This window comes from Pseudolactococcus reticulitermitis, from assembly GCF_002260845.1.
GTDB lineage: Bacteria > Bacillota > Bacilli > Lactobacillales > Streptococcaceae > Pseudolactococcus > Pseudolactococcus reticulitermitis.
The window spans coordinates 56,990-82,995 of record NZ_BEDT01000004.1; the positions used below are offsets into that span (position 1 = coordinate 56,990).

26 protein-coding genes are annotated in these 26,006 nt (G+C 41.2%); 20 read left to right on the forward strand and 6 right to left on the reverse strand.

Going from position 1 to position 26,006, the window contains the following annotated elements:
• Nucleotides 1-52 precede the first annotated feature (52 nt).
• Both RsY01_RS07880 and RsY01_RS07885 read left to right on the forward strand, forming a co-directional pair.
• Nucleotides 53-1,675 (forward strand): ABC-F family ATP-binding cassette domain-containing protein, encoded by a 1,623-nt coding sequence (locus RsY01_RS07880; protein WP_094785013.1) that lies wholly within the window; start codon nt 53-55, stop codon nt 1,673-1,675.
• Between the two features lie 53 nt (nt 1,676-1,728).
• Complete coding sequence (locus RsY01_RS07885) at nt 1,729-2,541, forward strand: Cof-type HAD-IIB family hydrolase (RefSeq protein ID WP_094785014.1); 813 nt, start codon at nt 1,729-1,731, stop codon at nt 2,539-2,541.
• Nucleotides 2,542-2,569: 28 nt separating this feature from the next.
• On the opposite strand, the gene RsY01_RS07890 is transcribed toward RsY01_RS07885, so the two are convergent.
• Nucleotides 2,570-3,190 carry an FMN-dependent NADH-azoreductase gene (locus RsY01_RS07890; protein ID WP_094785015.1) on the reverse strand — a complete coding sequence of 207 codons (621 nt, stop codon included), beginning with the start codon at nt 3,188-3,190 and terminating at the stop codon, nt 2,570-2,572.
• 200 nt (nt 3,191-3,390) lie between these two features.
• On the opposite strand from RsY01_RS07890, the gene plsX reads away from it, so the two are divergent.
• A complete protein-coding gene (plsX, locus tag RsY01_RS07895) occupies nt 3,391-4,392 on the forward strand; it encodes a phosphate acyltransferase PlsX (RefSeq protein ID WP_094785016.1) in 1,002 nt (333 codons plus the stop codon).
• A 6-nt stretch (nt 4,393-4,398) separates the two neighbouring features.
• Nucleotides 4,399-4,641, forward strand: a complete 243-nt coding sequence (gene acpP, locus RsY01_RS07900) for an acyl carrier protein (protein ID WP_094785162.1) — start codon at nt 4,399-4,401, stop codon at nt 4,639-4,641.
• Nucleotides 4,642-4,694: 53 nt separating this feature from the next.
• Here acpP and RsY01_RS07905 read toward each other — a convergent pair whose 3' ends face one another.
• Complete coding sequence (locus RsY01_RS07905; protein WP_094785017.1) at nt 4,695-5,468, reverse strand: NUDIX domain-containing protein; 774 nt, start codon at nt 5,466-5,468, stop codon at nt 4,695-4,697.
• Nucleotides 5,469-5,648: 180 nt separating this feature from the next.
• Here RsY01_RS07905 and RsY01_RS07910 point away from each other — a divergent pair, with 180 nt between their 5' ends.
• Nucleotides 5,649-6,767, forward strand: a complete 1,119-nt coding sequence (locus tag RsY01_RS07910) for an FAD:protein FMN transferase (RefSeq protein WP_094785018.1) — start codon at nt 5,649-5,651, stop codon at nt 6,765-6,767.
• Between the two features lie 32 nt (nt 6,768-6,799).
• Entirely contained in the window at nt 6,800-7,558 is a 759-nt protein-coding gene (locus RsY01_RS07915; RefSeq protein WP_133063202.1) for a sortase domain-containing protein, read from the forward strand.
• A 70-nt stretch (nt 7,559-7,628) separates the two neighbouring features.
• On the opposite strand, the gene RsY01_RS07920 is transcribed toward RsY01_RS07915, so the two are convergent.
• The 3 genes from RsY01_RS07920 to RsY01_RS07930 are packed head-to-tail and all read right to left on the reverse strand — an operon-like array spanning nt 7,629 to nt 9,828.
• Nucleotides 7,629-7,814 (reverse strand): hypothetical protein, encoded by a 186-nt coding sequence (locus RsY01_RS07920; protein ID WP_094785020.1) that lies wholly within the window; start codon nt 7,812-7,814, stop codon nt 7,629-7,631.
• A 2-nt stretch (nt 7,815-7,816) separates the two neighbouring features.
• The gene (locus tag RsY01_RS07925; RefSeq protein WP_094785021.1) at nt 7,817-8,548 is read right to left on the reverse strand and encodes a hypothetical protein; all 732 of its coding nucleotides are present in this window, start codon (nt 8,546-8,548) and stop codon (nt 7,817-7,819) included.
• Between the two features lie 23 nt (nt 8,549-8,571).
• Entirely contained in the window at nt 8,572-9,828 is a 1,257-nt protein-coding gene (locus RsY01_RS07930) for a replication-associated recombination protein A (RefSeq protein WP_094785022.1), read from the reverse strand.
• A 102-nt stretch (nt 9,829-9,930) separates the two neighbouring features.
• Here RsY01_RS07930 and RsY01_RS07935 point away from each other — a divergent pair, with 102 nt between their 5' ends.
• The 12 genes from RsY01_RS07935 (at nt 9,931) to RsY01_RS07990 (ending at nt 22,519) form a co-directional block, all read left to right on the forward strand.
• Entirely contained in the window at nt 9,931-10,401 is a 471-nt protein-coding gene (locus RsY01_RS07935) for a DUF3013 family protein (RefSeq protein ID WP_094785023.1), read from the forward strand.
• Nucleotides 10,402-10,417: 16 nt separating this feature from the next.
• The gene (locus RsY01_RS07940) at nt 10,418-10,852 is read left to right on the forward strand and encodes a hypothetical protein (RefSeq protein WP_094785024.1); all 435 of its coding nucleotides are present in this window, start codon (nt 10,418-10,420) and stop codon (nt 10,850-10,852) included.
• Between the two features lie 64 nt (nt 10,853-10,916).
• Complete coding sequence (gene prmA, locus RsY01_RS07945) at nt 10,917-11,873, forward strand: 50S ribosomal protein L11 methyltransferase (RefSeq protein WP_094785025.1); 957 nt, start codon at nt 10,917-10,919, stop codon at nt 11,871-11,873.
• A 6-nt stretch (nt 11,874-11,879) separates the two neighbouring features.
• Nucleotides 11,880-12,626 (forward strand): 16S rRNA (uracil(1498)-N(3))-methyltransferase, encoded by a 747-nt coding sequence (locus tag RsY01_RS07950; protein ID WP_094785026.1) that lies wholly within the window; start codon nt 11,880-11,882, stop codon nt 12,624-12,626.
• Between the two features lie 206 nt (nt 12,627-12,832).
• Nucleotides 12,833-14,062, forward strand: a complete 1,230-nt coding sequence (locus RsY01_RS07955) for an AAA family ATPase (protein WP_094785027.1) — start codon at nt 12,833-12,835, stop codon at nt 14,060-14,062.
• Between the two features lie 43 nt (nt 14,063-14,105).
• Nucleotides 14,106-14,492 (forward strand): hypothetical protein, encoded by a 387-nt coding sequence (locus RsY01_RS07960; RefSeq protein WP_202971658.1) that lies wholly within the window; start codon nt 14,106-14,108, stop codon nt 14,490-14,492.
• Nucleotides 14,493-14,807: 315 nt separating this feature from the next.
• Entirely contained in the window at nt 14,808-17,018 is a 2,211-nt protein-coding gene (locus tag RsY01_RS07965; protein ID WP_094785028.1) for a RelA/SpoT family protein, read from the forward strand.
• Between the two features lie 245 nt (nt 17,019-17,263).
• The gene (gene dtd, locus RsY01_RS07970) at nt 17,264-17,710 is read left to right on the forward strand and encodes a D-aminoacyl-tRNA deacylase (protein ID WP_094785029.1); all 447 of its coding nucleotides are present in this window, start codon (nt 17,264-17,266) and stop codon (nt 17,708-17,710) included.
• Between the two features lie 25 nt (nt 17,711-17,735).
• Nucleotides 17,736-18,509 carry a TMEM175 family protein gene (locus RsY01_RS07975; protein WP_094785030.1) on the forward strand — a complete coding sequence of 258 codons (774 nt, stop codon included), beginning with the start codon at nt 17,736-17,738 and terminating at the stop codon, nt 18,507-18,509.
• Nucleotides 18,510-18,728: 219 nt separating this feature from the next.
• A complete protein-coding gene (locus RsY01_RS07980; protein WP_094785031.1) occupies nt 18,729-19,913 on the forward strand; it encodes an ABC transporter substrate-binding protein in 1,185 nt (394 codons plus the stop codon).
• 66 nt (nt 19,914-19,979) lie between these two features.
• Nucleotides 19,980-21,152 (forward strand): ABC transporter substrate-binding protein, encoded by a 1,173-nt coding sequence (locus tag RsY01_RS07985; RefSeq protein ID WP_094785032.1) that lies wholly within the window; start codon nt 19,980-19,982, stop codon nt 21,150-21,152.
• Between the two features lie 185 nt (nt 21,153-21,337).
• Nucleotides 21,338-22,519 (forward strand): ABC transporter substrate-binding protein, encoded by a 1,182-nt coding sequence (locus RsY01_RS07990; protein ID WP_094785033.1) that lies wholly within the window; start codon nt 21,338-21,340, stop codon nt 22,517-22,519.
• A gap of 140 nt (nt 22,520-22,659) precedes the next feature.
• Here the strand turns inward: RsY01_RS07990 and RsY01_RS07995 are convergent, their stop codons facing one another.
• Nucleotides 22,660-24,132: a helix-turn-helix domain-containing protein gene (locus RsY01_RS07995; protein WP_157905802.1), complete on the reverse strand. Its 1,473-nt coding sequence runs from the start codon at nt 24,130-24,132 to the stop codon at nt 22,660-22,662.
• Between the two features lie 315 nt (nt 24,133-24,447).
• Here RsY01_RS07995 and RsY01_RS08000 point away from each other — a divergent pair, with 315 nt between their 5' ends.
• Nucleotides 24,448-25,227, forward strand: a complete 780-nt coding sequence (locus RsY01_RS08000; RefSeq protein ID WP_094785035.1) for a WxL domain-containing protein — start codon at nt 24,448-24,450, stop codon at nt 25,225-25,227.
• A gap of 27 nt (nt 25,228-25,254) precedes the next feature.
• Complete coding sequence (locus RsY01_RS08005; RefSeq protein WP_094785036.1) at nt 25,255-25,971, forward strand: WxL domain-containing protein; 717 nt, start codon at nt 25,255-25,257, stop codon at nt 25,969-25,971.
• Nucleotides 25,972-26,006 lie beyond the last annotated feature (35 nt).

The following is a 26,006-nucleotide window of genomic DNA, read 5'->3' on the forward strand; positions in this document are numbered from 1 at the left end:
GCAAAAATGCTAAAATGGAAACAGCACGTAAATTGAAGATAAGAGGACAAAAATGCTACAAGTAAGCGATATTAGTTTGCAGTTTTCAGACCGTAAACTGTTTGATGAAGTCAATATTAAATTTTTACCGGGAAATTGCTACGGCTTAATCGGAGCCAATGGTGCAGGAAAATCAACTTTCCTGAAAATTTTAGCAGGGGATATTGAGCCAAGCACTGGTCACACGTCAATGGGCCCAGACGAGCGGATGAGTATTCTGCGTCAGAACCATTTTGACTATGAAGAAGTGCCTGTTTTGGACGTTGTTTTGATGGGGCATCAACGCCTGTATGACGTGAAAGTTGAAAAAGATGCCATCTACATGAAAGCAGATTTCACTGATGAAGATGGCATGCGTTCAGCTGAGCTTGAGGGCGAATTCGCTGAGCTTGGCGGTTGGGAAGCTGAGTCTGATGCCGCACAATTACTGCAAAACTTAGGCATTCCTGATGACCTTCACCTGCAAAATATGTCTGAATTGACCAATGGCGAAAAAGTCAAGGTACTCTTGGCACAAGCCTTGTTTGGTAAGCCAGACGTTTTGCTCCTCGACGAGCCGACCAATGGTCTGGACATTCAGTCTATCAACTGGTTAGAAGAGTTTTTGATTAACTTCGAAAACACCGTTATCGTCGTCTCCCATGACCGTCACTTCTTGAACAAAGTGTGTACGCATATGGCAGACTTGGACTTTGGTAAAATCAAACTTTTTGTTGGTAACTATGATTTCTGGAAAGAGTCATCAGAACTTGCCCTCAAACTCCAAGGCGATGCCAACCGCAAAGCCGAGGAAAAAATCAAAGAATTGCAAGATTTCATCGCGCGTTTCTCTGCCAATGCTTCTAAATCCAAACAAGCCACATCTCGTAAGAAAATGTTGGATAAAATCGAGTTGGACGAGATTGTCCCATCTTCTCGAAAATATCCCTTTATCAACTTTAAGCCTGACCGCGAAATCGGAAATGACTTGCTGAAAGTGGACAATCTGTCAGTCAAAATTGACGGCGAAGTGATTTTGGATAAGATCAGTTTTATCCTTAATCCAGGCGATAAAACAGCTTTTATCGGGCAAAATGATATTCAAACCACTGCACTCATCCGTGCCATTATGGGCGACATCGCCTATACTGGCGAGGTGAAATGGGGGGTGACGACATCACAAGCCTACTTGCCAAAAGATAATTCGCGTGACTTTGCAGGCGGCGAAACAATCCTTGATTGGCTCCGTCAATTTGCCAGCAAAGAAGAAGACGATAATACTTTCTTGCGTGGTTTCCTTGGTCGGATGCTATTCTCTGGTGAGGAAGTTAATAAGTCTGTCAACGTCTTGTCTGGTGGTGAAAAAGTCCGTGTCATGCTCAGCAAGCTCATGCTCTTGAAATCAAACGTTCTTGTTTTAGATGATCCAACTAACCACTTGGATTTGGAGTCAATTTCATCGCTCAATGAAGGCCTGACCAACTACAAAGGTAGCTTACTTTTCGCCAGTCATGACCATGAGTTCATTCAAACCATCGCCAATCACATCATTGTTTTATCGAAAAATGGTGTGATTGACCGAATTGATGAAACTTATGATGAATTCCTCGAAAATGAGGAAGTGCAAGCAAAAGTTAAAGCGCTCTGGGCTGACTAAACTAACTATTTTAAAAGTCGTAGTCATACGTCTTTTTTTGTTATAATAAAAGCATGACAATTAAACTCATCGCAACAGATATGGACGGGACTTTCTTAGACGGCAATGGTGCTTATGATAAAGCACGATTTGATAAGATTTTAACAGCATTGGAAGAAAAAAATATCCTTTTTGCAGCAGCATCTGGTCGCCAGCTTTTGGCTTTGGAAGCGATGTTTGCTGATTTTTCTGACCGGATACTATTCGTCGCAGAAAATGGCGGCATTGTCAAATATCAGGATCACATTTTATTTGAAGAAAAAATGCCATTTGATAAAGTGTTAGAGATTGCAGATATCGTCAGAAAATCTGACTATATTCAGGACGATTCCGTCTTGCTCAGCGGTGCCAATGGCTCCTACATCTTAGAGACGGCTAGCGATTACTATAAGAAAAAAGCGAATTTTTACTATAAAAATGTGCAAGCGCTGCCAGATTTTTCAGGTGTTGTAGATGATATTCTGAAATTAACGGTTAATTTTACGGCGGCTCGAGTACTCGAGGGAGAGGCGTGGGTCAATCAACAAGTGACAGGGGTTCGGGCAGTCACGACAGGATTTGAATCCATTGATATCATCCCAACGGGCATCAGTAAGGCAACAGGTCTCTCGCATATTGCTGAAAAATTTGCCATTTCGCCAGCAGGAATGCTAGCGTTTGGGGATAATCTAAATGACTTAGAAATGCTAACTTATGCCGGTACGGCGATTGCCACCAGCAATGCGCGTGATGAGATTAAAGCTGTAGCTGACAGAGTGATTGGCAATCACAAAGATCAGGCAGTTTTGACTTATTTGGAAGAGTTGCTCAAATCAAAAAACGCCTAACTCAGACGATTGAGTTAGGCATTTTTGATTAAAACTCTTTGGCAATACTGTCAACTTTAGCCAAGGCATCAGCTAAAATGTCATCAGCACGTTCAGGGTCATAGGCATGCCCTTCGATGTAAACAGAAGTAATGTCATCAATACCGATAAAGTTTAAAATACTGTTAAGGTATTGAGAAGAGGCATCATTGCCATTGTAGACACCACCATTGGCTTGGATGTGAAGCACTTTTTTACCGCCAGCAAGACCGATAGGCCCTTCGGCAGTGTATTTGAAAGTTCTACCCGCGACATTAATCGTGTCGACCCATGCTTTCAGGCGTGTTGGCACACCTAAGTTCCAAAGCGGATTGGTAATGACTACTTTATCAGCAGCGAGGAATTGGTCGGTTAATTCACCGAAACGCGCAACTTTTGCTTGTTGCTCAGCGCTAAGGCTAGCAAATTCAGTACCTGAAGCTAGAGCATTGAAAGCTGCTGCAAGGTCGGCGTCGATTTCTGGGACGTTGTCAGCGAAGACATCGAGAATGGTCACTGTGTCACTTGGATGTGCTGCTTCATAAGTCGACAGGAATTGATCCAGTGCTTTAAGTGAGAAAGATGTTTCAGCTGTAAGGGGGTGCCCTTTAATAACTAGTGTATGTGACAATGGGAAAACCTCATCATTTCTAAAAATTTTTGTTACATGCTTTATTTTATACAAAATCAGACAGAATTGCTTTGTTTACGCTTGTAAATTTTATTACAAACTTGCCATTCAAATAGGCAGCCTACGATTGGTTAATTTGTGAAAGACCCCACAATTGTTATAAAATTGAAAAAAAAACTAAAATATGGTATATTGTTAGAATGAAAAAGAAATTAGCGATTGACGCAATGGGTGGCGATTTTGCCCCCCAATCTGTTGTCGAGGGGTGTTTGCTGGCGCGAGCTGAATTTCCAGACACTGAGTTTATTTTGTTTGGTGACGAAGCGAAAATTCGCCCATTATTGAGCGATGAGACCAATATCACCATTGTCCACACGACTGAAAAGATTGACTCTGGCGAGGCTGATCCCGTTAAGGCGATTCGCCGTAAAAAAACAGCTAGCATGGTACTAGCTGCGACAGCGGTTAAAAACGGCGAGGCAGATGCCCTTGTTTCTGCGGGCAATACCGGTGCGCTCCTTGCGAGCGGTATCTTTACCGTGGGGCGGATCAAGCAAGTCGATCGTCCCGGTTTGATGTCAACTTTACCAACATTGGATGGTAAAGGCTTTGATATGTTGGATCTCGGTGCCAATGCTGAGAATACGGCACACCATCTTCATAACTATGCGATTCTTGGTTCTTTCTACGCTTCAAATGTCAGAGGCGTGTCATCTCCACGTATCGGACTTTTGAACAATGGGTCTGAAGCCAGTAAGGGGGCACCATTGCAAAAAGAGGCTTACGAGCTGCTTTCTGCTGATGAGAGTTTGAACTTCATTGGTAATGTCGAAGCGCGTGATTTGATGAGTGGTGTCGCTGATGTCGTCGTTGTGGACGGTTTCACTGGTAATGCGATTCTCAAATCAATCGAAGGCACGGCATCTAGCTTGATGAAACAGCTGAAATCTTCTATCACTAATGGCGGGATTTTATCGAAAATCGGTGCTGTTCTGATGAAAAAATCTCTCTACAGTCTAAAAGATGCGCTAGATTACGAGAAAGCAGGTGGTGCCGTTTTATTCGGTTTGAAAGCCCCTGTCATCAAGAGTCATGGCTCTTCAAATGCTGACGCGATTTTTGCGACACTTAAACAAACGCATAAAATGCTAGAAACTGACGTGGTTGGGAAATTAGTGCAACATTATCAGGAGGACAAATAAATGGCGATGAGTAAAGCAGAGCTTTTTGCTAAAATAAAAGAAAATTTAGTGACGACTTTGGAGTTGGATGCTGAAAATATCACGCTAGAAACCAATATCGTTGCTGATTTAGGCGCGGACTCGATTAGCTTGATGGAATTCACCTTGGCTTTAGAAGATGAATTCGGTATCGAAATTTCTGACGAAGATGCAGAACATATCTTGACGATAGGTCAAGTTGTTGATTATGTGTCTCATAAAATTAATTAATTCAAAAAGCACAGGTTTTGGCTAATTGCCAAGTCCTGTGCTTTTTTTGTCTGTTACATCTCTGATTTCAATCTGAAAAATGTGTGTGTGTTATCATCACCGTCTTTGTTGAGCGTATCGGTAGGGATAAAATACGCCTCACGATAAGGCAAGAGCTGGTCTGCTAGATTGCTTCCAGTAAATTGTTTGGTAAGCGTTTCGACCTGTTGCCAGCTAAAAATAGCCGGCAGGAGATTGAGCCATTTCGGTTTGGTCTCAAAGCTATCTTGAATGACTTGACTGGCTGTATTGAGAATCTCTGAGTGATCAAAAGCCAACAGATGGTCAGGAATGCCGTCAATTTGCAGTTGGTGTGTTTCAGGATTGACCGAGAAATCAAACCATTGGGCGCGCGCAGCATCATCTCCTGCCTGAGTTTCAGGAAAGTTAGGGAGATAGATTAGGTGCGCAACCGTGACCACCCACCCCCTAGGATCACGTCCAGGTGTTGCAATTGTTTTGAGCTGCGCCACGAGTTTAGGCGCGATTTTGAGGTGGGTCTCCTCAAAAACTTCACGAATGGCAGCTTGTGTGGTATCTTCATTTTTGTCCAAAAACCCACCCGGCAGCGCCCAATGATGTAAATCAGGATGTGCTTTACGCTGGATTAAGAGGAGATTGACCCGATTGGTCTCAGGATTGTAGGCGAAGATGACATTATCAACGGTGACACTGGGTGTTTCGTAGGTTGGATGATCTTGTTTGAGATACCAAGCGAGAAATGCTTCCTCACTTGCTTGCTGTTCATAATAGACTTTTTCTGCTGCTTTGCTGACAAATGTTGGCATGGTCTCTCCTTTTTTGGTTTATGTTAAGTTTAACCTAGGAGATAGGTGATGTCAAATTTAGGCTAACAGGTACAGAATAGGATATTAGTTGTCATAATATGAAAAATAGGTTAAAATATAAAGAGACAAACGAAAACGTTTTCATGATGAGGGGATAGAGATACCGAAAGGAGAGGTTGAATGAAAAAAAGATTGCAGTGGCGACTAGGTGCGATGTTGCTGATTGTACCAGTTTTACTTGCAAGTTCTGGTTGCCAAAAAAAGGAGGATAGCTCTAAAAAAGCACCAGAAAAAAAAGTCGAGCTGATGAAAGAGCCTTATAAAAATGAAGAGTTTGCAACGGGTACGTACGTTGAAATTTTGATTTATGACAAAGGACATGGTGAGGCGGATTTTGAAGTTGCTAGAAAACAACTCAAGGAGTTAGCGGCGAAGTTCGAAATTTATGAGCAAGGTGAAAGCGAGCTAGATAAAGTCAATGCCCAAGCAGGCATCGCACCAGTTAAGGTATCAAAAATCACCTTTGAATTAGTTAAGGCGCTAGATAAATATGCTCAGACTTCTGATGGCTACTATAATCCAGCTGTTGGTGTGATGACACATCTTTGGCATATTGGTTTTTCGGATGCTCAAGTTCCCTCAGAGGAATTAATCAAAGCAACATTAGACAAAGTAAACGTTGATGATATCGTGTTAGATGCTAAAAATCAGACGGTCTTTCTCAAGAAAAAAGGGATGATGATTGAGGCTGACGGTATTGGTAAAGGCTTTATTGGAGCGCAATTATTGGAAACCCTTAAAGCTAGAGGGGTGACGACTGCAGTTGTCAACCTAGGTGGTCATGCTTATACGATAGGTAAAAACCCAGATCGTGAAGACGGTGCTTGGGAGGTTGGGGTTGCCAATCCAACATTAGGTGAAAGTCAAGACAGTCCTTTAGTAGGCGTGGTAGCCAGCCACCATACGAGTTTTAATACCACGAACTATTATGGGCGCTATCTAAAGGTTGGAGACAAAGTTTATTCTCACTTATTTGATACTAAGACGGGCTATCCAGTAGAAACAGATTTATTGAGCGTGACCATGGTTGGTGATACGCCCTATCATGATGATGCTTATAGTAATGCCCTGATGAACATGGGGCTTGAAAAAGGGATGAAATACGTCAATGCTCACGATGAATTAGACGCTATCTTTATTACCAAAAATAAAGAAGTATACATCTCAAAAAATATTCCAGGAGAATTTGAACTTCTAGATAAAAGTTTCACAGTAGTGAAAGGTGTCGCAAAAAAATAATTGAATAATCATTGAAAGGTCATGGTGATGAAATGAAAATTCAGAAAAGTTTAAAAATAATGACGGTCACATTGGCACTTTTGGCTAATTTTGTTGTTTCAACACAAGTATTAGCAAGAGAAAAAGGTGATACTAAAAAAGATAAAGAATCAAGACAAATTAATATTGATTTACGCTTCAATCAACGCTATACAGAGCAGCAAGAAGCTGAAAAAGTGACGCAAAATACTAACAATGAGCCTAAATTAGTTGAACCTGCAGTACAGCCTACTCCTGTTTCAGATCCAGCACCTCCAGCTGATACTGATGCGCAGCCAGCAGCTCCAGCGCCGGCTACTCCAGCACCACCACCAGCGCCAGCGCCTGTACCAGCACAAGTGACGGCAGATGTATTGTCAATGCTCGGCATAAATATTCCGTTTCAAAACGGTGGCATGAGTGGTGGTCAGGCCGTTATTGATGCAAATCCGGGAGGTATTGCGTCAACTTGGGGAGGTGCGACACCATATTCTGGAACAGATGGTCTCAATACGCACTTTATCGGGCATCACTGGGGTGCTTTCGATCCTGTCATCAATTTAAGTAATGGTGGTGTGGTGACTGCTTATGATGCAAATGGTCAAGCCTTTAATTACACGATCTACAAAATTGCAGTCGTTGATACAAATGGTAATAACGTTCAGACAGGTGAGTCTATGTATGGTGAAATTACCTCAATCGGTGGTGGTGAACGTATCGTCCTGCAAACCTGTATTGATGAAACGACCAGACGGATTGTCTTTGCAGCTTAAAGTTTAGAGTAAAAAAATACGCCTCAAAAGTTGGGAAACCCAAACTTTTAGGGCGTATTTTTGATTTAAATCAGTCAAGACCACCTTGAAAATCAGTGTCAATATCTTGCACGTAGGCTTTGTAATAATTGACCAAGCTGTTTTTAAATTCCTGGTAGTCGTCTTCACTATACTCACGATTGTCGTCAATTTGGGCTTTAAAATGTGGTAAATTCAATTCTGTTCGGATGCGTTGTTCTAATTCGTCTCTAGTCATGCTTAATGCTCCATTTCATTATCTGGTTGATTAGGGGAATCGAAATCCCAAGTGATATGGCCTGTCCGAAGTGTTTCAGACGCTGCTTTGTCGATAGGTGGTTGATTTTCAAAAGGTAGCGGCCCATCTAGGGCTGGGCGTTTTTCAAAAGGGATACTTGAATCGTAGATAATCCCAGTGGCATCATCTGTGGTAATGCCATTATTTTGCGTATAATCGGGCAAGGGATATTGGTTGAGAAAATTGACCAAAAAATCAATGTTTTCAGGAGGGGTCTCATCCTGTTCAGCAAACTCATCTTCCCCAATCAAAGGTAATTTTCGCTCACGCAAGATACGCTCATAATCATAGGTTGCACCATCAAGTTCAAGCTTAGTCTCATCGTAGGTGGCTTGCGCTTGAACGACTGCATAAAAAGCAGTTTGACTATTAGATTTTTGAGTCTGATTGCTCATTTGCGCAGCATCATATGCTTTTTTGGCAACGTCAAGGTCATGATTAGCCGTGATGAGCGCTTTTTCTGATAAGTGGGGTTGCAGCTCTAAAGTATTGGCATGTTGAATGGCGAGAGAGTAATTTAAAGTTTTAGTTTCGAAATTTTTTTGAGCTTCAGCACTCTCTTTTTTAGCTTCTTCTAAACGAAGCATGACGATATTGAGTTTGTCTGAAGCTTGATTAAAGGCCAGTTCAGCTTCTAGAAGTCGCGTTTTGGCTTGTAAAAGTAGATCAGTCATTTGCCTCCTTTAGCTGTTATCTATTATTTATTTTTGTGCCGATTAATTTCTTCTTGCCTGAGTTGTAGGGCGCGTTCGTATTTACCTAAGCCGTCAGAATGAAAATAGTCAGCATTTTTTAACTTATCAGGTAGGTACTGTTGGTCGACCCAATGACCTGGAAAATTGTGTGGATACTGGTAATCCTCTGCCCGCCCCAGTTTTTTAGCCCCCGCATAGTGCCCATCTTGCAGATGTGGCGGGATGGGCAAGACGCCATGTTTATGCAAATCAGCGATGGCGGTATCCATGGCGATATAGGCAGCATTGGATTTAGGGGACAAGGCTAGGTCAACTACGACATTTGCCAATGGAATTCGAGATTCTGGAAAACCTAGCCGTTCAGCCGCTGTGACCGCTGTGACCGTCCGAGCGCCAGCGTCGGGATTGGCCAGCCCAATATCTTCATAGGCGATGACCATGAGCCGCCTCGCAAGACTTTGCAAATCGCCACCCTCAATTAAACGTGCGGCATAGTGCAGGCTGGCATTGACATCAGAACCACGAATCGACTTTTGCAAGGCAGATAAGAGATCGTAATGGGCATCGCCGTCCTTATCAAAAGTCGCTGCCGATTTTTGCAGGGAGTTTGCCATATCATCCAAGGTCACATGGTGGTCAGAACTTGATAAAACGGCAAGCTCTAGTGAATTCAAAGCGGAACGAACATCACCATTTGTCGAATGGATTAGAAACTGTTTGGCGTCTTCGTCCAGCGTGACGTCAAAGTCAAAGCCACGATCAGCATCAGAGATGGCACGATCGACTGCGACCGCAATATCCTCGGGCGTCAGGGGTTTCAGCTCGAAAATTTGAACACGACTCCGGATGGCTGGGACCACGCTAAAATAAGGATTCTCAGTCGTCGCCCCAATCAAGATAATCTCACCATTTTCAAGGAGTGGTAATAAAAAATCTTGTTTAGGCTTATCCAGACGATGGATTTCATCCAAAAGGAGGACGAGTTGCCCTGAAAACTGGGCTTCCGCCGCAATTTCTTGTAATTTTGTTTTTTTGTCAGAGGTGGCATTAAAGGTGCGAAAAGCCATATCTGCCGTCCCCGCAATAGCAGAGGCAATCGAGGTCTTCCCAATACCGGGAGGACCGTAGAGAATCATGGAACTGAGTAGCTTGGTTTCAACCATTCGCCGAATGATTTTGCCTTCGCCGACAAGATGGCGCTGGCCGATGATTTCATCTATCGTTCGCGGTCTCAAACGCCGCGCCAAATTTGCTTGCATATCTTAGGCTCCTAGTAAATGTGTTATAATGACATTATAGCATTTTTTAAAGGGTTGAAAGCAATTTAGAGTCGTGATGATAGACACCCATAAAGGAGAAATATGTCAAAATATGGTTTTTTAGATGCCTTAGATAAAGCTTTAGCAAAAGCGTTCACATACGATTACGAGATTAACTGGGATAAGAAAAACCATGCGGTGGAGATTTTTTATCTGCTCGATGTTGAAAATCCGGGTGTGGCTGTGACGGATACGGAAGATGATACTGAAGCTTCGAGCGAGAACATCTCATTTGAAGATGCTGTCGTCTTTTATAACCCGGCAAAATCTCAAATCGCAGTTGAAGATTATCTGGCTAGTTTTCCTTATGGGCCGAAAAAAGGCTTGTCCCAAGAATTTATCGCCTACTTTGTGACCTTCTTGCAAGAAACAGCGGATAATGAATTGGATGCCTTGACAGACTTTTTGAGTTCTGACGAAGCAGAATTTGCAGGCACATTTGATTTGGAAAGCTTTGAAAAAGGACGTGAAAAACTGGTGGAGACAACATTTTTTGCCTATCCTCGATATTAATTTGGAGAAAATGAACATGAAAAAAATAACAGGCCTATTAGCGATTTTATTGGTCGCGATTATGACCATCACAGCATGTGGCGGTAAGAAGTCAGACACTAAAAAATCGTCAGCGACTTCGAAAAGTAAGGTAAGTCAAACCGTTTCAAAATCAAGTCAATCATCAACGTCAAGTCAGGTGCTAGAGTCGTCAAGCAGTTCAGTCGTGGCATCAGCTTCAGAGTCAGAGCACGTACATGGCGAGGCTGAGGAAAGTCAATGGTCACAGCAATCTAGCGAGGCAGCAAAAGTGATGACCGTCTCAGAAGCGCGTCAGACTTTGCGAGAGTTGAATATCAACGATGGCAATTTTTCAAATGCTGATATTAACAAGTACATTTTAGAAGCGCAGGCAGCTGGGCAAGAGTTTGGCGCTTATATGGTGGCACAAGGTTTTGAAGCCTTAAAATAAAGCGAGACTTGTCGCTTTTTTGTGTTGCCAAGCAGAATGAATAATTTGAAGGAATAAATAAACAATGACTAACTGGAATGAATTATCAGTCACGGTTTCACGTGAAACCGAGGACGCCGTCAGCAATATTTTAATCGATGCAGGCGCCCAAGGCGTTGCCATTGAAGATACACAGGATTATCTGGACAATCTGGACAAATTTGGTGAGATTTTACCTGAGATTGAGCAGCTAGAGACTGTGATTATCAAGGCTTATTATCCTGAAAATCTGTCAATCATTGAAATTGCTGAGAGTGTCAAGGCACAGATTTCAGGTCTTCTAGCCTTTGACTTAAATCCTGGGGAGTTTACCGTCACCACCCAAAGTTTGGCTGAAAATGATTGGTCAGATAGCTGGAAACAGTATTTCTTACCGACACGGATTTCCCACAGCTTGACGATTGTGCCGTCTTGGACGGATTATGCGCCAGCATCTGCCGACGAAAAAATCATTCGTTTGGATCCAGGTATGGCTTTTGGGACAGGGACGCACCCGACGACGAAACTTTCTTTATTTGCCTTGGAGCAAACCTTGCGGGGTGGTGAGACTTTGCTAGATGTCGGCACGGGTTCAGGTGTTTTGTCTATTGCTGCGCATCTCCTAGGGGCTCAAAACATCCATGCTTTCGATTTGGATGAGGTGGCGGTGAAAGTTGCCGAAGAAAATATCCAGCTCAATCCGGATATGACCAACATCATCGTTAAACCCGGCGACTTGCTCAAAAACGTGACGACAAAGGCGGATGTCATCGTCGCTAATATCCTAGCCGACATTCTCATGAACGTCATTGACGATGCCTACAACCTCCTGTATGACGGCGGTTTCTTGATTATGAGCGGGATTATTGACAGCAAATCACAGATGATTTTGGACAAAAGCCATGCGGCTGGGTTTGCCCTTGTGACACGGATGCAACAAGGCGAGTGGCACTGTCTCATTTTACAGAAAGCAAATGACGACGCGAGTGTTATCGGAGGATAAACGCAGATGCAACAGTATTTTTTAAACCAAAAATGCCCAGAGCTTGGCGCCACTTTTAGCCTTGAGAAAGCAGATAGCCACCACCTTTTCACCGTCATGCGGGCGCAGGCGGCAGAAAAGGTTCAAGTCGTCTTTTCAGATCAAACCCTTACGTTAGCTGAGGTCAATGGTGAACAGGAGACTTTGACGCTCCTTAAAATTTTATCCAGAACAGTCGAGCTACCCCTAGGCGTGACGATTGCTGTGGGGCTTCCCAAGAGCGATAAATTAGAGTTTATCACGCAGAAAGCGACAGAACTCGGCGCGCAAGCCATTCTAGCCTATCCAGCGCAATGGTCAGTGACCAAGCTAGATGCCAAGAAGGCCGCCAAAAAGCAAGAACGCCTAGAAAAAATAGCCAAAGGTGCCGCAGAGCAGTCCAAACGGCTGATGATTCCTGAGACTGAAATTTTGAGCAATCTCAAAGCTTTAACTGACCAGTTTGACCGATACGACCAAGTTTTGATTGCTTATGAAGAATCAGCTAAAACAGGCGAAACGGCAGCCTTTGTTGACCGCTTATCACAATTAAAGTCAGGTCAAAACCTGCTTGTCATTTTTGGCCCAGAAGGCGGACTGTCACCAGAGGAGATAGAGAAATTTACACAACTCGGTGCGGTTAAAATCGGTCTGGGGCCGCGGATTATGCGTGCGGAGACAGCACCCCTGTATGTCTTGTCTGCTATTTCATTTTATACGGAATTGTTGGGATAAATTTATCAGCCGATAAACAGAGGTCATACGTAATCATTGACACAACCATTTCCCATAAGAAAACGAGAATCAAGGCACAAGCCTTTTTCTTATCTCAAAAAACGGTAAAAGTACATTTGCTATAATATTGTATTTAAGTGTTAAAAAGTGTTGAGAGATATGATACGATATACTTGAAGTAAGAGATAATCTGTAAGGAGGATATCATGAAATTACTAAAAATAGTTATAGAAGATTTGCCTTTGTTTAAAAAGGGGACTGAAATTTCTTTTCTAACAGAAAGTCGTGTTAAAGAAAGCGAAAAACATGAGTTAATCCATTTATTTAAAAATTTTTATTTTAATAAAACTTTGACTTTTACGGGATTAAATGCGGCTGGTAAAACACAAATTTTTAATGTGATAGCGTTTACTATGAGTCTGATGCAAGCTAAACCTATTAATAGTCCAATGCTACAATCCATTTTTTCTAATAACTCCAATGTTTTAAATTTAGGTATTGAGCAAAAAGGGAAAATTAGTGTTTATTTTTATAGTCATATTGATGGTCAAGCATCTGTAAACAAATTAGAGGTAACAATATTAAGGACAAAAGATAGTTCTGATGATGAGTACAAATATTTTATATCCGAAGAAATACTTTATAGAAAGAGCACAGCAGGTATTCGATCAAAGAAAGATTTATATTGTTTTAACAAGAAAGAAAATGAAAAAATCCAAATCCTAGATAGAAAGTCGGAAGATTTCTTAGCTTTGAGTTCAGATGTCAGTTTATTAAACGTTTTTTATAATCTTAAAACCTACAAAAAATTATATTATAGGAATATGCTAAGATTTACTGATTTTAATATGCTAAGTACTTTTGTCACTGTCCCACTTGAAGTCATTCAATTCCTTGATCCTAGCATAGAATTTTTGAAATTTGATATTGTTGAAGAACGAGGAGAAAAAGATTTTAAAATTGAGCTTAAGTTTAAATGGGATGAAAAAATAGTAATACTGGATTCTCCAACAGAATTAAATACAATCCTTTCTTCTGGGACAGTAAAAGGCTTGGGTGTTTTTATGAGTGCTATTTTAACCTTGAAAAATGGTGGCATTATGCTGATAGATGAGCTTGAAAATCATTTTAATAGAGAAATTGCATTGACTTTAATTCATTTGTTTACTGATCGAAAAATAAATACAGAAGGTGCTGTATTAGTTTACACCACTCATTATTCAGAACTTCTTGATACATTAGATAGAAATGATTCTATTTATATTGTGTCTAAAGATAACAATATTTTCTTGAAAAAACTTTCTGATGAACTTAAACGAAACGATATTCGAAGAAGTGATCAATTCATCAAAGGCATTCTCAGTCATACTGCTCCTAAATATGATGCCGAAATGAAGTTAAAAAGAGTGATCAAGAAAATCTCTAAATCTGAGTAGGAGCATATTCTGAGTAGGAGCATATTCTGAGTAGGAGCATATATTGAATAGAAATGCGATCATCTGTGAAGGAGCCGCAGAAGAAGCGATTATTGAAATTTTACTCAATCATTCCCTGTTATTAATAGAATCGGATGAAAATTTATTAGAAGATGGTCCGATTAGGGTTCGATCAGCTGATGAGTTTTGTGAAAAATATTTGGGTAGAGATTTTGATGGAAAAGTTGACGTGTATAGAATACTAGATTCAAGGAGAGAACAATTTAGTTTTAAGACGCGCAGAAAAGCAAAATTATACGAAGAAAAGCTTAATATTCACAATGTGATTACGGCACCTGAAATAGAAATTTTGATCATTATTTCAGAAGATAAGTATCAAGAATTTCTGAAATCTAAAGAGAAGCCAAGTGACTTTTCCAAAAAAAATTAAAAATGAAAAGTGTAAAAAGTTATCAATTTGTAAAAGAATACTTTGAAGATCCGGACAAATTACTTAATGCTATAAAAATTTATCATCAGAAAAAGCATAAAGCAACTGAAGAAGAGACACTTTACGATTTACTGAAATCCACGTAACGCTGACCTCTTTGTATTAAAAAGGGAAAATACTTGTTAGTCCAAAAGAATCATAATCAAGGCGCAAGCCTTTTTCTTATCTCCAAAAAGTGTTAAAATGGTAATAATTATCATCAATTTAGGAAGGATTGAGTTTCGACTAAGTCTAAGTTGGCTCAAATTTAAAAATATGGCAAGTGAACCAAATCTTACCGGCGCGGAAGTTGTCGCTTTAACTGAACGCTATATGAATGAGCGCGATATTATTCTGGTTAAAAAAGCGCTCAAATACGCAACCAATGCGCATAAAGAGCAGTATCGCCAGTCAGGCGAACCTTATATCATTCATCCGATTCAAGTGGCGGGGATTTTAGCCAAGCTGAAACTTGATGCGGTTACCGTCGCTTGTGGCTTTTTGCATGATGTCGTCGAAGATACAGAAAGCACCTTAGATGACTTGGAGGTGGCATTTGGGCATGATGTCAGAATTATCACGGACGGCGTGACCAAGCTCGGTAAAGTGGAGTATCAATCCCACGAGGAGCAATTGGCAGAAAACCACCGCAAAATGCTCATGGCCATGTCCAAAGATATGCGCGTGATTTTGGTTAAATTAGCTGACCGCCTGCACAATATGCGGACGCTCAAACATCTGCGCCCCGACAAACAAAAACGCATTTCCCGAGAAACGATGGCGATTTATGCACCCTTAGCCCACAGACTCGGGATTTCTCGGATCAAATGGGAGCTGGAAGACCTCTCTTTTCGCTATCTTGATGAAATCGAGTTTTACCGCATCAGAGGTTTAATGAAGGAAAAACGTGCGGATCGAGAACGTTTGGTTGAAGAAGTCACATCAAAACTTAAAGATTATACTGAAAAAGCAGGCGTCGTCGGCGAAATTTATGGTCGTCCCAAGCATATTTACAGCATCTACCGGAAAATGCACGACAAGAAAAAACGCTTTGACGAGCTTTATGACCTGATTGCTGTTCGCTGTATTTTAGAGACGACGAGCGATGTCTATACGACCTTGGGCTATATTCATGACCTCTGGAAACCCATGCCGGGGCGTTTCAAGGATTACATCGCCAACCCTAAGGCCAATGGCTACCAATCGGTGCACACGACCGTCTACGGTCCCAAAGGCCCCATGGAGTTCCAAATTCGGACACGGGAAATGCATGAGATTGCCGAGTATGGTGTGGCCGCCCATTGGGCTTATAAAGCAGGTCGTAAGGATAAAGTCTCTGCCAATGAAATCACACAAAACCTTAACTGGATCCATGAGCTAGTCGAATTACAAGACGAGTCAAATGACGCCCAAGATTTTGTCAAAGCCGTTCAAGAAGACATCCTGTCTGAAAAAATCTACGTCTTCACACCCGCAGGTGCTGTCCAAGAATTGCCAGCAGGGTCAGGGCCGATTGATTTCGCCTATGCCATTCATACACAGGTCGGAGATAAAGCCGTCGGTGCTAAAGTCAACGGTCGGATGACGCCACTCACCCATGTCTTAAAAACAGGTGATGTCGTCGAAATCGTGACCAATAAAACGTCATTTGGCCCCAGTCGTGACTGGATTAAGCTGGTTAAAACCAATAAAGCCCGCAATAAAATCAAGCAATTCTTCAAAAATCAAGATAAGGAGTTGTCGATTAACAAAGGTCGCGAGATGTTGCAGGAATATCTGCAAGAGCATGGCTTTGTCGCGAATCAATATCTGGATAGAAAACACCTCGAGCCGCTCTGTAATCGCCTCAATTTCAGAGATGCGGAGTCTCTCTATGCGTCTATCGGTTTCGGTGAAACGGGTGTTGTGACCGTTTTTAACAAATTGACCGAAAATGAGCGCCGCGAAATCGAGCGCGAAAAAGCCCGTAAAGAGGCGGAAGAGCTGATGAACGGCGAGGTGAAAACCAAGGGCGATGTCATGAAGATTCGCCATGATGGCGGGGTCAATGTCGCTGGGATTGATAGCCTGCTGATTCGCATGAGCAAGTGCTGTAATCCAGTCCCAGGTGATGCCATTGTCGGTTATATCACCAAAGGCCGTGGCGTCTCGATTCACCGTAGCGACTGTCAAAACGTGAAAAGCCAAGAAGACTATGAGAATCGTCTGATTCCTGTTGAGTGGGAAGAACAGACGGGGAATAAGGACTACGTGGCGAATATTGATATTTTTGGCTTTAACCGGACAGGCATCGCCAATGATGTCATGCAAGTCCTGTCGAACACGACGAAAAATTTGATTTCGATTAATGCGCAGCCGACCAAGGATTTGAAGATGGCGAATATCCACGTTCAACTTGGCATTAAAAATTTGTCAGAGCTGACAACCGTTGTCGATAAGATCAAAATGGTACCAGATGTTTATAGCGTCAAACGCACGAATGGTTAAGTTGAAAAAAATCGAAAAAAGTTAACTTATTATTAGCAATTACTTAGCAAATAAGATATAATTAATAGTGTAGTAGTGAGCTCATTACGAATGGTGAGGATTCTTTCCCCCTTTGAACCTCATCAAATTCCCTTTTTTACCATAAAACACTCTGATGGACGCATCGGAGTGTTTTAATCTGTCCAGTTTCTAGATTTTTAGGTTTATTTTCTGATTGGCGCTCAAAACATGATAAAATAGAAGGTATGAAAATCGTGATTCAGCGCGTGAAACGTGCCAGCTGCTCTGTCAATCAAACCATTATCTCAGAAATCCAACAAGGCTTGTTGCTTTTGGTCGGTGTCGAAGATGCCGATACGGTTGAAGATATGGCCTATGCAGTCAGAAAGATTGTCAATATGCGCATTTTTTCGGATGAGCAGGATAAGCTGAACCTGTCCGTCAAAGCTATTCCTGATGGTGCTATTTTGTCAATTTCTCAGTTTACGCTATTTGCGGAGACGAAAAAAGGCAATCGACCGAGTTTTTCTGGTGCGGGTAAGCCGAACTTTGCACAGGCCATGTATGAACAGTTCAATGCGAGTTTGTCTGCCGAAATCCCAACAAAAGCGGGTGTCTTTGGGGCGGATATGCAAATCACATTAGAAAATGATGGGCCAGTCACCATTATCCTAGATACGAAAAAGAGATAAAGTGAGCCGATGAAAGAGGTCAGAAATGTCAAAAGAAACTTATCCAAGACTAGCAAAAGCGCATGGGAAAGAGCTTGCAGCGATGCGAGAGGCGATTAAAAATGAATTTATCACCAACAATCCCGAGTTTGCGGGTAAGTCTGATGCGGAAATTCACCGTCTGATAGGCGAGCACGATAAGGCGCGTGAAACAGAGCGGCGCGTGCGGCTGAAAGAGCATTGGGAGGTCTTTACCGATGCGGTGGTGGCGATTATCATCACGATTATGCTCTTAGAGATTCCGGTGCCTAGGGAAGGGCATACCTATCAGGACTTTGTCTCGGCTGTTATCGTCTTTCTGATTAGCTTTTTTATCGTCGCAGACCTCTGGTTTGATCACCATCGGTTATTTGATGGCGTTCGTGAGGTTTCAGATAAGATTATCGTCATTGATTTTGTGCAGCTGGGCATGCTTGCCATGATTCCTTTGTTAACCAAATGGATTATGGATGATGTGACTTCCTTTGCCATGTTAAATTTCGGTCTGACCGTGCTTGCCGTCAGGCTGTTGCAGGTTTTGATTGGCTATGAAGTGGGTAAAATCCAGTATAAAAAGACGCCTACGATTTGGAAACTCCAGCGGGAACTGGCGCGAGTACGCTTGATGACAACGCTCATGGCAAATGCTTTTCTGACACTTTTCGCTTGGTTTCAACCGCAGCTTGGGCACTGGCTTTTCATCGTGATTCCCCTCTTATCTTTGACAATGGGCGTGCTTGGCAAACCTGCGGACAATCTATCGGAAATGCTGGCAGATTAATCGTTTAAAATTTATGGGATATTATTGTTGACAATTTTCAGATAATTTTGTATAGTAAGTAAGAGAGAATTTTCTGAATATTATGATTGTTATTTGTTTAAGTCAATGAGACGAGACAAAAGGTGTTAAACCGCACCTACGCTGTATGAAAATAGGCAATCACACGGTTCGGCGTTGACCGGCGTTGCGGTTTATGAACTAGATTAAGGAGAAACGAGTATGAAATTTAAATCTTTAGGCATCGTCGCAGCAGCAGGTTTAGCTGCTTTGACATTGACAGCTTGTGGGGCAGCACCAGGTGCGAATTCAGCAGCTTCAAAAGGCACAGAAATTGGCAAAACCTTTAAATTAGGCTATGACCTTGAGCTTTCAGGTGGTGTTGCAGCTTATGGTAATGCCGGTAAAAATGGTGCGAATCTAGCAGTTGATGAAATCAACAAAGCAGGCGGTATTGACGGCAAACAAATCACAGTTGTCTCAAAAGATAACAAGTCTGACAATGCCGAAGCCGCAACGGTTGTATCTAACCTCATTAACAATGATAAGGTCAATGCTGTGATTGGCTCAATGACATCAGGTGCGGTTAAATCAATGACGCCAAACATTACAAAAGGTGCAGTCCCATTGGTCACACCGGCAGGAACAGACGACACGCTGACCGTGACGAATGGCAAAGTGAATGAGTTTATTTTCCGGTCGACGTTCCAAGATAGCTACCAAGGGAAAGTCCTGGCTAACTATACCACCAATGAACTCAAGGCTAAAAAAGTCGTGCTTTACTATGATAATTCGTCTGACTATGCCAAAGGGATTGCCAAGTCATTTGAGAAAACTTATGATGGTAAAATCGTTGATAAAGTAACTTTCCAATCTGGGGATAAGGATTTTCAAGCAACCTTGTCGAAGATTAAAGGTGAAGATTTCGACGCCATCGTCATGCCGGGTTATTACAATGAAACAGGTTTGATTACCAAACAAGCGCGTGAACTTGGGATAGACCAAGCCATCCTAGGTGGTGATGGCTTTGCGGATCCAACTTTCATCACACTTGCTGGCGATGCGGCAGCGACCAATGTCTACTATGTATCAGGCTATTCAGCTAAAGCCCTCGCTAACGAGACGACAACGAAGTTTATCGCGGCTTACCAAGCCAAATATAAATCTGAGCCGTCAATGTTTGACGCACTGGCTTACGATGCGGTTTACATGGTGAAACAAGCAGCCGAAGATACAAAAGCTAAAACGTCAGTGGATGTTAAAGACGGACTTGCCAAACTCAAAGACTTTAAAGGGGCGACTGGCGACATTACCGTCGATAAAAACCATAACCCTGTCAAAGATGCCGTTGTCGTGAAACTTGAAAACGGTAAAGAAGCATCAGCAACACTTGTCAAACCAGATTAATCACGAAATATATCTATCTCACAAAGTCAAAGGCTTTGTGATTTATGCGTTACAATAGGAGAAGAAATGAAAAAAATTGCAATATTAGGACTTGCAGCGGCGTCACTTTTGACTTTAGCTGCCTGTAGCAGTGCGCCAGGTGCGGCAAAAAATGGCGCAGCAAAAGGAAATCCGATTGGTAAAACCTTTAAAATCGGTTTAGACATGGAATTGTCAGGCGCCTATGCAGCACCTGGTAATGCCGAAAAAAATGCCGTCCAATTAGCAGCAGATGAAATCAATGCTAAAGGTGGCATCAACGGCAAAAAAATTGAATTAGTCGTGAAAGACAACAAGACTGATAACGGCGAAGTTGCAACGGTTGCTGCCAACCTGACCAGCAATGATAAGGTCGCTGCCATCATTGGCCCAATGTCATCTGGTGGGACACTTGCTGCGACACCAAACGTGACCAAAGCGCAAGTGCCATTAATCACACCGACAGGAACCAATGATAGTTTAACGGTTAAAAAAGGTAAAGTACAGCCTTACATTTTCCGGACGATTTTCCCAGATGCCTTCCAAGGGAAAGTCATTGCAGATTACACTGAAACGACTTTGAAAGCTAGTAAAGTCCTTGTTTATTATGATAATTCGTCAGATTATGCCCGTGGGATTTTAGAGACTTTCAAGTCTAATTATCAAGGCGATATTGTTGATACTTTGAGCTTCCAAGCAGGCGATAAGGATTTCCAAGCAGCCTTGACTAAAGTGAAAAATAAATCATTTGATGCGATTGTGCTCATCGGTTACTATGCTGAGGGTGGTCTTATTACCAAACAGGCACGTGAAATGGGCTTGGACCAACCGATTGTTGGTGGAGATGGGATCTCTGACCCGACTTATACCGAGTTAGCAGGTAGTACTGCGACAAATGTCTATTATGTTGCAGGCTTCTCGACAAAAGCACCGTTTAACGATAAAACAACAACATTTATCAAGGCCTATCAAAAAGCCTATAATAGCGAACCATCAGCTTTTGCGGCCTGTGCCTACGATGCGGTTTACATGATTAAGCAAGCGGCAGAAGATGGCAAAGTCAAAAATTCTGCAGAATTGGCTCAGGCTTTGGCTAAAGTCAGGGGATTGGTTGGTGTGACAGGCACGATTGACATCGATCAAAATCATAATCCTGTTAAATCAGCAGTTATGGTGAAATTAGAAGATGGTAAGGAAGCTTCCGCTGAGATTGTCAAATAATTTTATGGAATCTTATCTTTTGTCAAAAAATAGAGATAAAATGGCAGTAAAACACGAACGTTTAAAGTGAAATTTAAACGTTTTTTTGATATATACAGAAATTTGCTTGACAACTTTCTGAAAATTGATAAAATAATAGTTAAAATATTTACGGATGTCTTGCCCGATTTATATAGGAGAAAATCATGAAAAAATTGTCAAAAGTTCTCGTCGGTTTAACGGCTGTAGCAGCAGTTCTCGTTCTGACTTCTTGTAGTGCAGCGCCTGGTGCCTCAACCAACACGACGGGTAATCGAATTGGGAAAACGTTTAAACTGGGCTATGACATTGAAATGACAGGTGCCGTCGCAGCTTATGGGAAAGCTGGCGAGCGTGGGGCTGATATGGCTGTCGCGGAAATCAATGCAGCTGGCGGCATTAACGGTAAAAAAGTCGAAGTGATTAAGAAAGATAACAAGTCTGATAATGCTGAATCTGCGACAGTCGCCGCTAATTTGATGTCAAATGATCAGGTCAATGCCGTCATTGGGACCAACGCCTCATCGCAAACAAAGGCCATGATCCCTAACGCTAATAAGTTCGCAGTGCCTATCGTTGCGCCAACTTCAACCAATGATGAGTTGACCCATCAAGGTAATAAGGTCGAAAAATTTGTTTTTCGTGCTATTTTCCCAGACTCGTTCCAAGGCAAGGTCATTTCAGATTTTGTCACAGATACCTTGAAATCGGACAGTGTTGCCGTTTACTATGATAATTCGTCAGATTATGCCAAAGGTCTCTACCAAAATTTCAAAGATAATTATAAGGGTCAGATTGTCGATGTCGCGACCTACCAGGCGGGCGACAAAGATTTTCAAGCGCAATTATCTAAACTATCGAAAGAAAAATTTGGCACTTTGCTTGTCCTAGGCTACTACCAAGAGGCTGGGATTTTGGTCAAACAGGCGCGTGAACTAGACATTAACGTACCGGTCATCGGTGGGGACGTCCTCGCTGATCCAACTTTCTCGAAGCTAGCAGGACCTGATGCGGCGAACGACATCTACTTTGTCTCAGGGTTTTCAAGCTTGAAGCCAGCTAATGCCAAAACGGAAGCCTTCATCAAAAACTACAAGGCTAAATACGGCGAAGAGCCCTCAGCTTATGCTGCCTGCGCCTACGACGCAGTCATGATGGTCAAGAGCGCTGCAACCGCTGAAAAAGCTAAAACCTCAGTAGATGTTGCCACTGGCCTTGCTAAAATCAAGAATTTCGAGGGTGTGACTGGTACTATCACCGTCGATCAAAATCACGATCCAGTCAAATCAGCTTATCTGGTTAAACTGGAGAAAGGAAAAGAAGTCTCAGCTGAGATTGTTAATCCATAAAGCAGACGAGTAGTGGCGTTTCATTCATCTTTATTATAGAGTAGATCAAAGAAAACTAAAAGGATGAGCTGTTTTGCTCGTCCTTTTAGTTTTCTTTGATTTGCCGATTAAATAATCAAGGCACCATATTGTATCTTTGACTATCCTTTATCAGCTCGTTTTTTCGTTTCGAGCTGCTTAATAAAGAGCGCCAAGTTACCTCTATTATGCCAGTCCATGTAAAACAAAGAGATTGGAAAAAAGGGAACATCTTGAAGAGTTTTTTCAGGTGGCTGATTAGAAACAATACCATCAGGCTTTTCACCATCTAACTGTTCATAAGTATAAATCTCGATTGGAGATGAGGTGCTATTGATAATTTGAGTGATAAGTGCTTGTCGATGAAGCGAGGAAATACTACTTTGTACTAGAAGTTTGATGGGTTGGTGATGCTTCGCTGAAAGAATCCACAATAAGATTGTATAGTAATGCCATAAACTGGGGAAGTTTTGGATAAGTGATTTAATTTCGTCATTTTCCTTAGGGAGACTTTTAGTAAACTTTTTGATAAGTTTAGGGACAGTGTCATCAACTCTATTAAACTTTTCGACACTTCTCACCAAGTCAAGTGTTTTGGCGCGACCTCTAAAAATAGTAGCTTCACGATGAAAAAGCGCTAAATTATAGGTTAGGTATTTGATTTCATGTTGTTTTAATGATAGCTGAGATTTCTCTTGAAATTGCGTCAGGAAATATTGAATGCTAGGAGAATGGTTGGATGGGATTTGAAGCAGATATTGCTCACACTCCTCTGGCGTGAGTATATTGGCACGACAAAAGAGAAAATATAAGTAGCGGCATTCTGTTTGTTTTGTTTGCAAATCAGGACAGTCGTTTAAAAATGCAAAGCTATCTATTTTTTTGAAAAAGTCATCATATTTAATAAAAGGAGAGTCTTGTATTATAAAATCCTCTTCTGAGTTTATAAAAAAGCCAAATTTACTAGACATTTGAAAAATATAAAAACCTAATCTTATTTTTGATAGGGTAGTATGCGTGATATGTGGGACAACGTCTAATATGAGTTGCATAACTTGATCAAGGCTTGAGGAAGTCGTGATAATCTGATCTATATTACAACCTAGAAGTAGGTTGTAATATAGAAATCTAATTTGGTGTTCTTCACCTTGGAGTGGATTGTCTTGAAGAAAACTAATTTTGCAGTGATAAGGTTTAAGAAAGTCATTTAATTGTTTGATGTGGAGAGAAGCGTTGGATCTGCTGAGTTTTAAATTAAGATATAACTCTGTAAAAGTGATTTTTGGATTCGTTAAAATACTCATGATAATCTGATATTTGACAGATTTTTGAATAAAATAATGATATAAGTCAAAAAAGTTAAAGTTTGTTTTCAATAACATTTTGAGTTTGCCTTTTTCCAGTATAAAGGTTTTTAAATCATTTTTTTCACAATATGTTAATAAGGTATCAAGATAAGCTTTGATTGTTTTTTTGGTGAGATTAAGTTCAGTCTCTAAGTCGTTAAAAGAGATCTCTTTTGTAGGCTTCTTGCTAACTTGACTAACAATTTCTAAAATATGTTTATATTGTTTGTCTAATAGAAAAGTTTCCATATAAAGTGTCTCCATCATTTCTGGTTATATTAAATTAGTATATAAAATTTTTATAAAAAGGGGAAATATTTATTATTAGTACTTCTTTTTATTTTAAGGGATTTGAGTAATCAGCCCTTTATTTCAATGGAGACCTTATTTTTTACCTCTTTTCAGGGATTTTTTGGGGTCTTTTAATGGAAACTCTTTTTAAAAAAAAGTGGTATTCTAATATACATACACAAAATTACAATATTTAGGTTGTGTATTCAATTAATAACAGCCATGAGATGATTGTTTTATTAAAAAAACTACTATTAAAAAAGGGGGATTAGGATGAAAAAGACAATTTTGGTTGTGCTATCTTCTGTATTATTAAGTGGGTCATTACTTGCTAACGCCGATGCGATAAATCAAGAAACAACTGAAACTGGCATTGTGTTTACACAAAAAAAAGTAGTCAGTTCTCCGCGTAATCCAAAGGATCCGAGAAAACCATTTATAGGGAAGGAAGGCCTTATCGACACTTTCGAAGATGATAATGAACAGAATCATTCGCTAGCGACACAAGCGAATCCGAAACTTTTAAGTTGCAATGAGGCAACAGACTTCGGCTTGTCTCATGTACCTGCGAATTTATCATTTGGTGTGATTAGAGATACAGAAGGTGTTTCAGTTTATCGTTCGCATGGGAATGCTGCATTTTACGAAGATGACAACTTTTTTTTACAAATGGTGGATAATCGTGATCAATCATCTACTGATTGGCACATTAGTGTGCAACTGCAAGACAAGATTTCTTCTGCTAGTGGTTCCCATAAAGTGGATGGCGCAATGCTCTGGTTTCCAAAAGGTGACGCAAGAAATGAGTTGAATCAAGATAGTGCAACAGTTGACACATCGAATTTTGAAAATTTTGGTGGTTACGTCACTGATACAACACCGTTAGAAGTTTGGCGTACAAAGGGGGATTTAGAAACACGCGGGAAAGCTGTTTCAACTTATGTTTGGGATGCTAACGCGATAGAGTTACATATCCCTGACGATGCTGGACTTTTAAATGAGAAATATTCATTTAGACTGCTTTGGACAGCAGCAGTATCACCAGATATATAACTATTAAAAATAGAAAGAGATTTAAACATGAGAAACCTAAAATTATTTTCGGTATTAGCTTTAGCAGTGTTTGCAACAACTGTAGCAAACGAAGTTGTTAAGGCAGATCCACTTCTTGATCGTTCGACAGCAGGAAGCATTGAATTTGACGATGATACAACGACAATCATTACGCCAACGGATCCAGAAAATCCAGGCTCAGTATTGCCAGTTACACCAACCGACCCAGCGTATCCAGGTGACGTTATTCCTGGACCTAGCGGTGGCTTGTTCTTAGCGACTATCCCTAAAACCTTCAATTTTGGTAGCCATAAGATTGGTGCTACAGATATTTTTTCTGGGGGTATTTTAACTTATGCTCAAGAAGCAAGTTTTGATGATAAAACTTACTCACAAGCAGTAAGCGTCCACGATGGTCGGATTTCAAAACATGATTGGATGCTAACTGCGCAATTATCAGCATTTGATTCTGGTAAATTAACTGGTTCAACAATTACAATTGATCAGGTCAAAACAGTTTCTCAATTTGCAAATCAAGAACCATTGTTGATTCAAGGTGCAAAAACAGAAATCACACAAACTAGTCCGGTTAATTTCTTAAAATCTAATCCCAAAGCAAAAGGTGACACTTCTGCAGTATGGACAGATGCTTCAGATGTAAAAATCCATATCCCTGCAGATAAAATCACTAAGGGTGTGCACAAAGCAACAGTTGATTGGACTTTGGTAGCGGGTGCTAACTAATTGTTTCAATCTAAATATACCTGTATCAAATAAAA

Coding starts and splice junctions, on each gene's coding strand:
- RsY01_RS07880 (WP_094785013.1), top strand. CDS start 53: ATGCTACAAGTAAGCGATATTAGTTTGCAGTTTTCAGACCGTAAACTG.
- RsY01_RS07885 (WP_094785014.1), top strand. CDS start 1,729: ATGACAATTAAACTCATCGCAACAGATATGGACGGGACTTTCTTAGAC.
- plsX (WP_094785016.1), top strand. CDS start 3,391: ATGAAAAAGAAATTAGCGATTGACGCAATGGGTGGCGATTTTGCCCCC.
- acpP (WP_094785162.1), top strand. CDS start 4,399: ATGAGTAAAGCAGAGCTTTTTGCTAAAATAAAAGAAAATTTAGTGACG.
- RsY01_RS07905 (WP_094785017.1), bottom strand. CDS start 5,468: ATGCCAACATTTGTCAGCAAAGCAGCAGAAAAAGTCTATTATGAACAG.
- RsY01_RS07910 (WP_094785018.1), top strand. CDS start 5,649: ATGAAAAAAAGATTGCAGTGGCGACTAGGTGCGATGTTGCTGATTGTA.
- RsY01_RS07915 (WP_133063202.1), top strand. CDS start 6,800: ATGAAAATTCAGAAAAGTTTAAAAATAATGACGGTCACATTGGCACTT.
- RsY01_RS07920 (WP_094785020.1), bottom strand. CDS start 7,814: ATGACTAGAGACGAATTAGAACAACGCATCCGAACAGAATTGAATTTA.
- RsY01_RS07925 (WP_094785021.1), bottom strand. CDS start 8,548: ATGACTGATCTACTTTTACAAGCCAAAACGCGACTTCTAGAAGCTGAA.
- RsY01_RS07930 (WP_094785022.1), bottom strand. CDS start 9,828: ATGCAAGCAAATTTGGCGCGGCGTTTGAGACCGCGAACGATAGATGAA.
- RsY01_RS07935 (WP_094785023.1), top strand. CDS start 9,931: ATGTCAAAATATGGTTTTTTAGATGCCTTAGATAAAGCTTTAGCAAAA.
- RsY01_RS07940 (WP_094785024.1), top strand. CDS start 10,418: ATGAAAAAAATAACAGGCCTATTAGCGATTTTATTGGTCGCGATTATG.
- prmA (WP_094785025.1), top strand. CDS start 10,917: ATGACTAACTGGAATGAATTATCAGTCACGGTTTCACGTGAAACCGAG.
- RsY01_RS07950 (WP_094785026.1), top strand. CDS start 11,880: ATGCAACAGTATTTTTTAAACCAAAAATGCCCAGAGCTTGGCGCCACT.
- RsY01_RS07955 (WP_094785027.1), top strand. CDS start 12,833: ATGAAATTACTAAAAATAGTTATAGAAGATTTGCCTTTGTTTAAAAAG.
- RsY01_RS07965 (WP_094785028.1), top strand. CDS start 14,808: ATGGCAAGTGAACCAAATCTTACCGGCGCGGAAGTTGTCGCTTTAACT.
- dtd (WP_094785029.1), top strand. CDS start 17,264: ATGAAAATCGTGATTCAGCGCGTGAAACGTGCCAGCTGCTCTGTCAAT.
- RsY01_RS07975 (WP_094785030.1), top strand. CDS start 17,736: ATGTCAAAAGAAACTTATCCAAGACTAGCAAAAGCGCATGGGAAAGAG.
- RsY01_RS07980 (WP_094785031.1), top strand. CDS start 18,729: ATGAAATTTAAATCTTTAGGCATCGTCGCAGCAGCAGGTTTAGCTGCT.
- RsY01_RS07985 (WP_094785032.1), top strand. CDS start 19,980: ATGAAAAAAATTGCAATATTAGGACTTGCAGCGGCGTCACTTTTGACT.
- RsY01_RS07990 (WP_094785033.1), top strand. CDS start 21,338: ATGAAAAAATTGTCAAAAGTTCTCGTCGGTTTAACGGCTGTAGCAGCA.
- RsY01_RS07995 (WP_157905802.1), bottom strand. CDS start 24,132: ATGGAAACTTTTCTATTAGACAAACAATATAAACATATTTTAGAAATT.
- RsY01_RS08000 (WP_094785035.1), top strand. CDS start 24,448: ATGAAAAAGACAATTTTGGTTGTGCTATCTTCTGTATTATTAAGTGGG.
- RsY01_RS08005 (WP_094785036.1), top strand. CDS start 25,255: ATGAGAAACCTAAAATTATTTTCGGTATTAGCTTTAGCAGTGTTTGCA.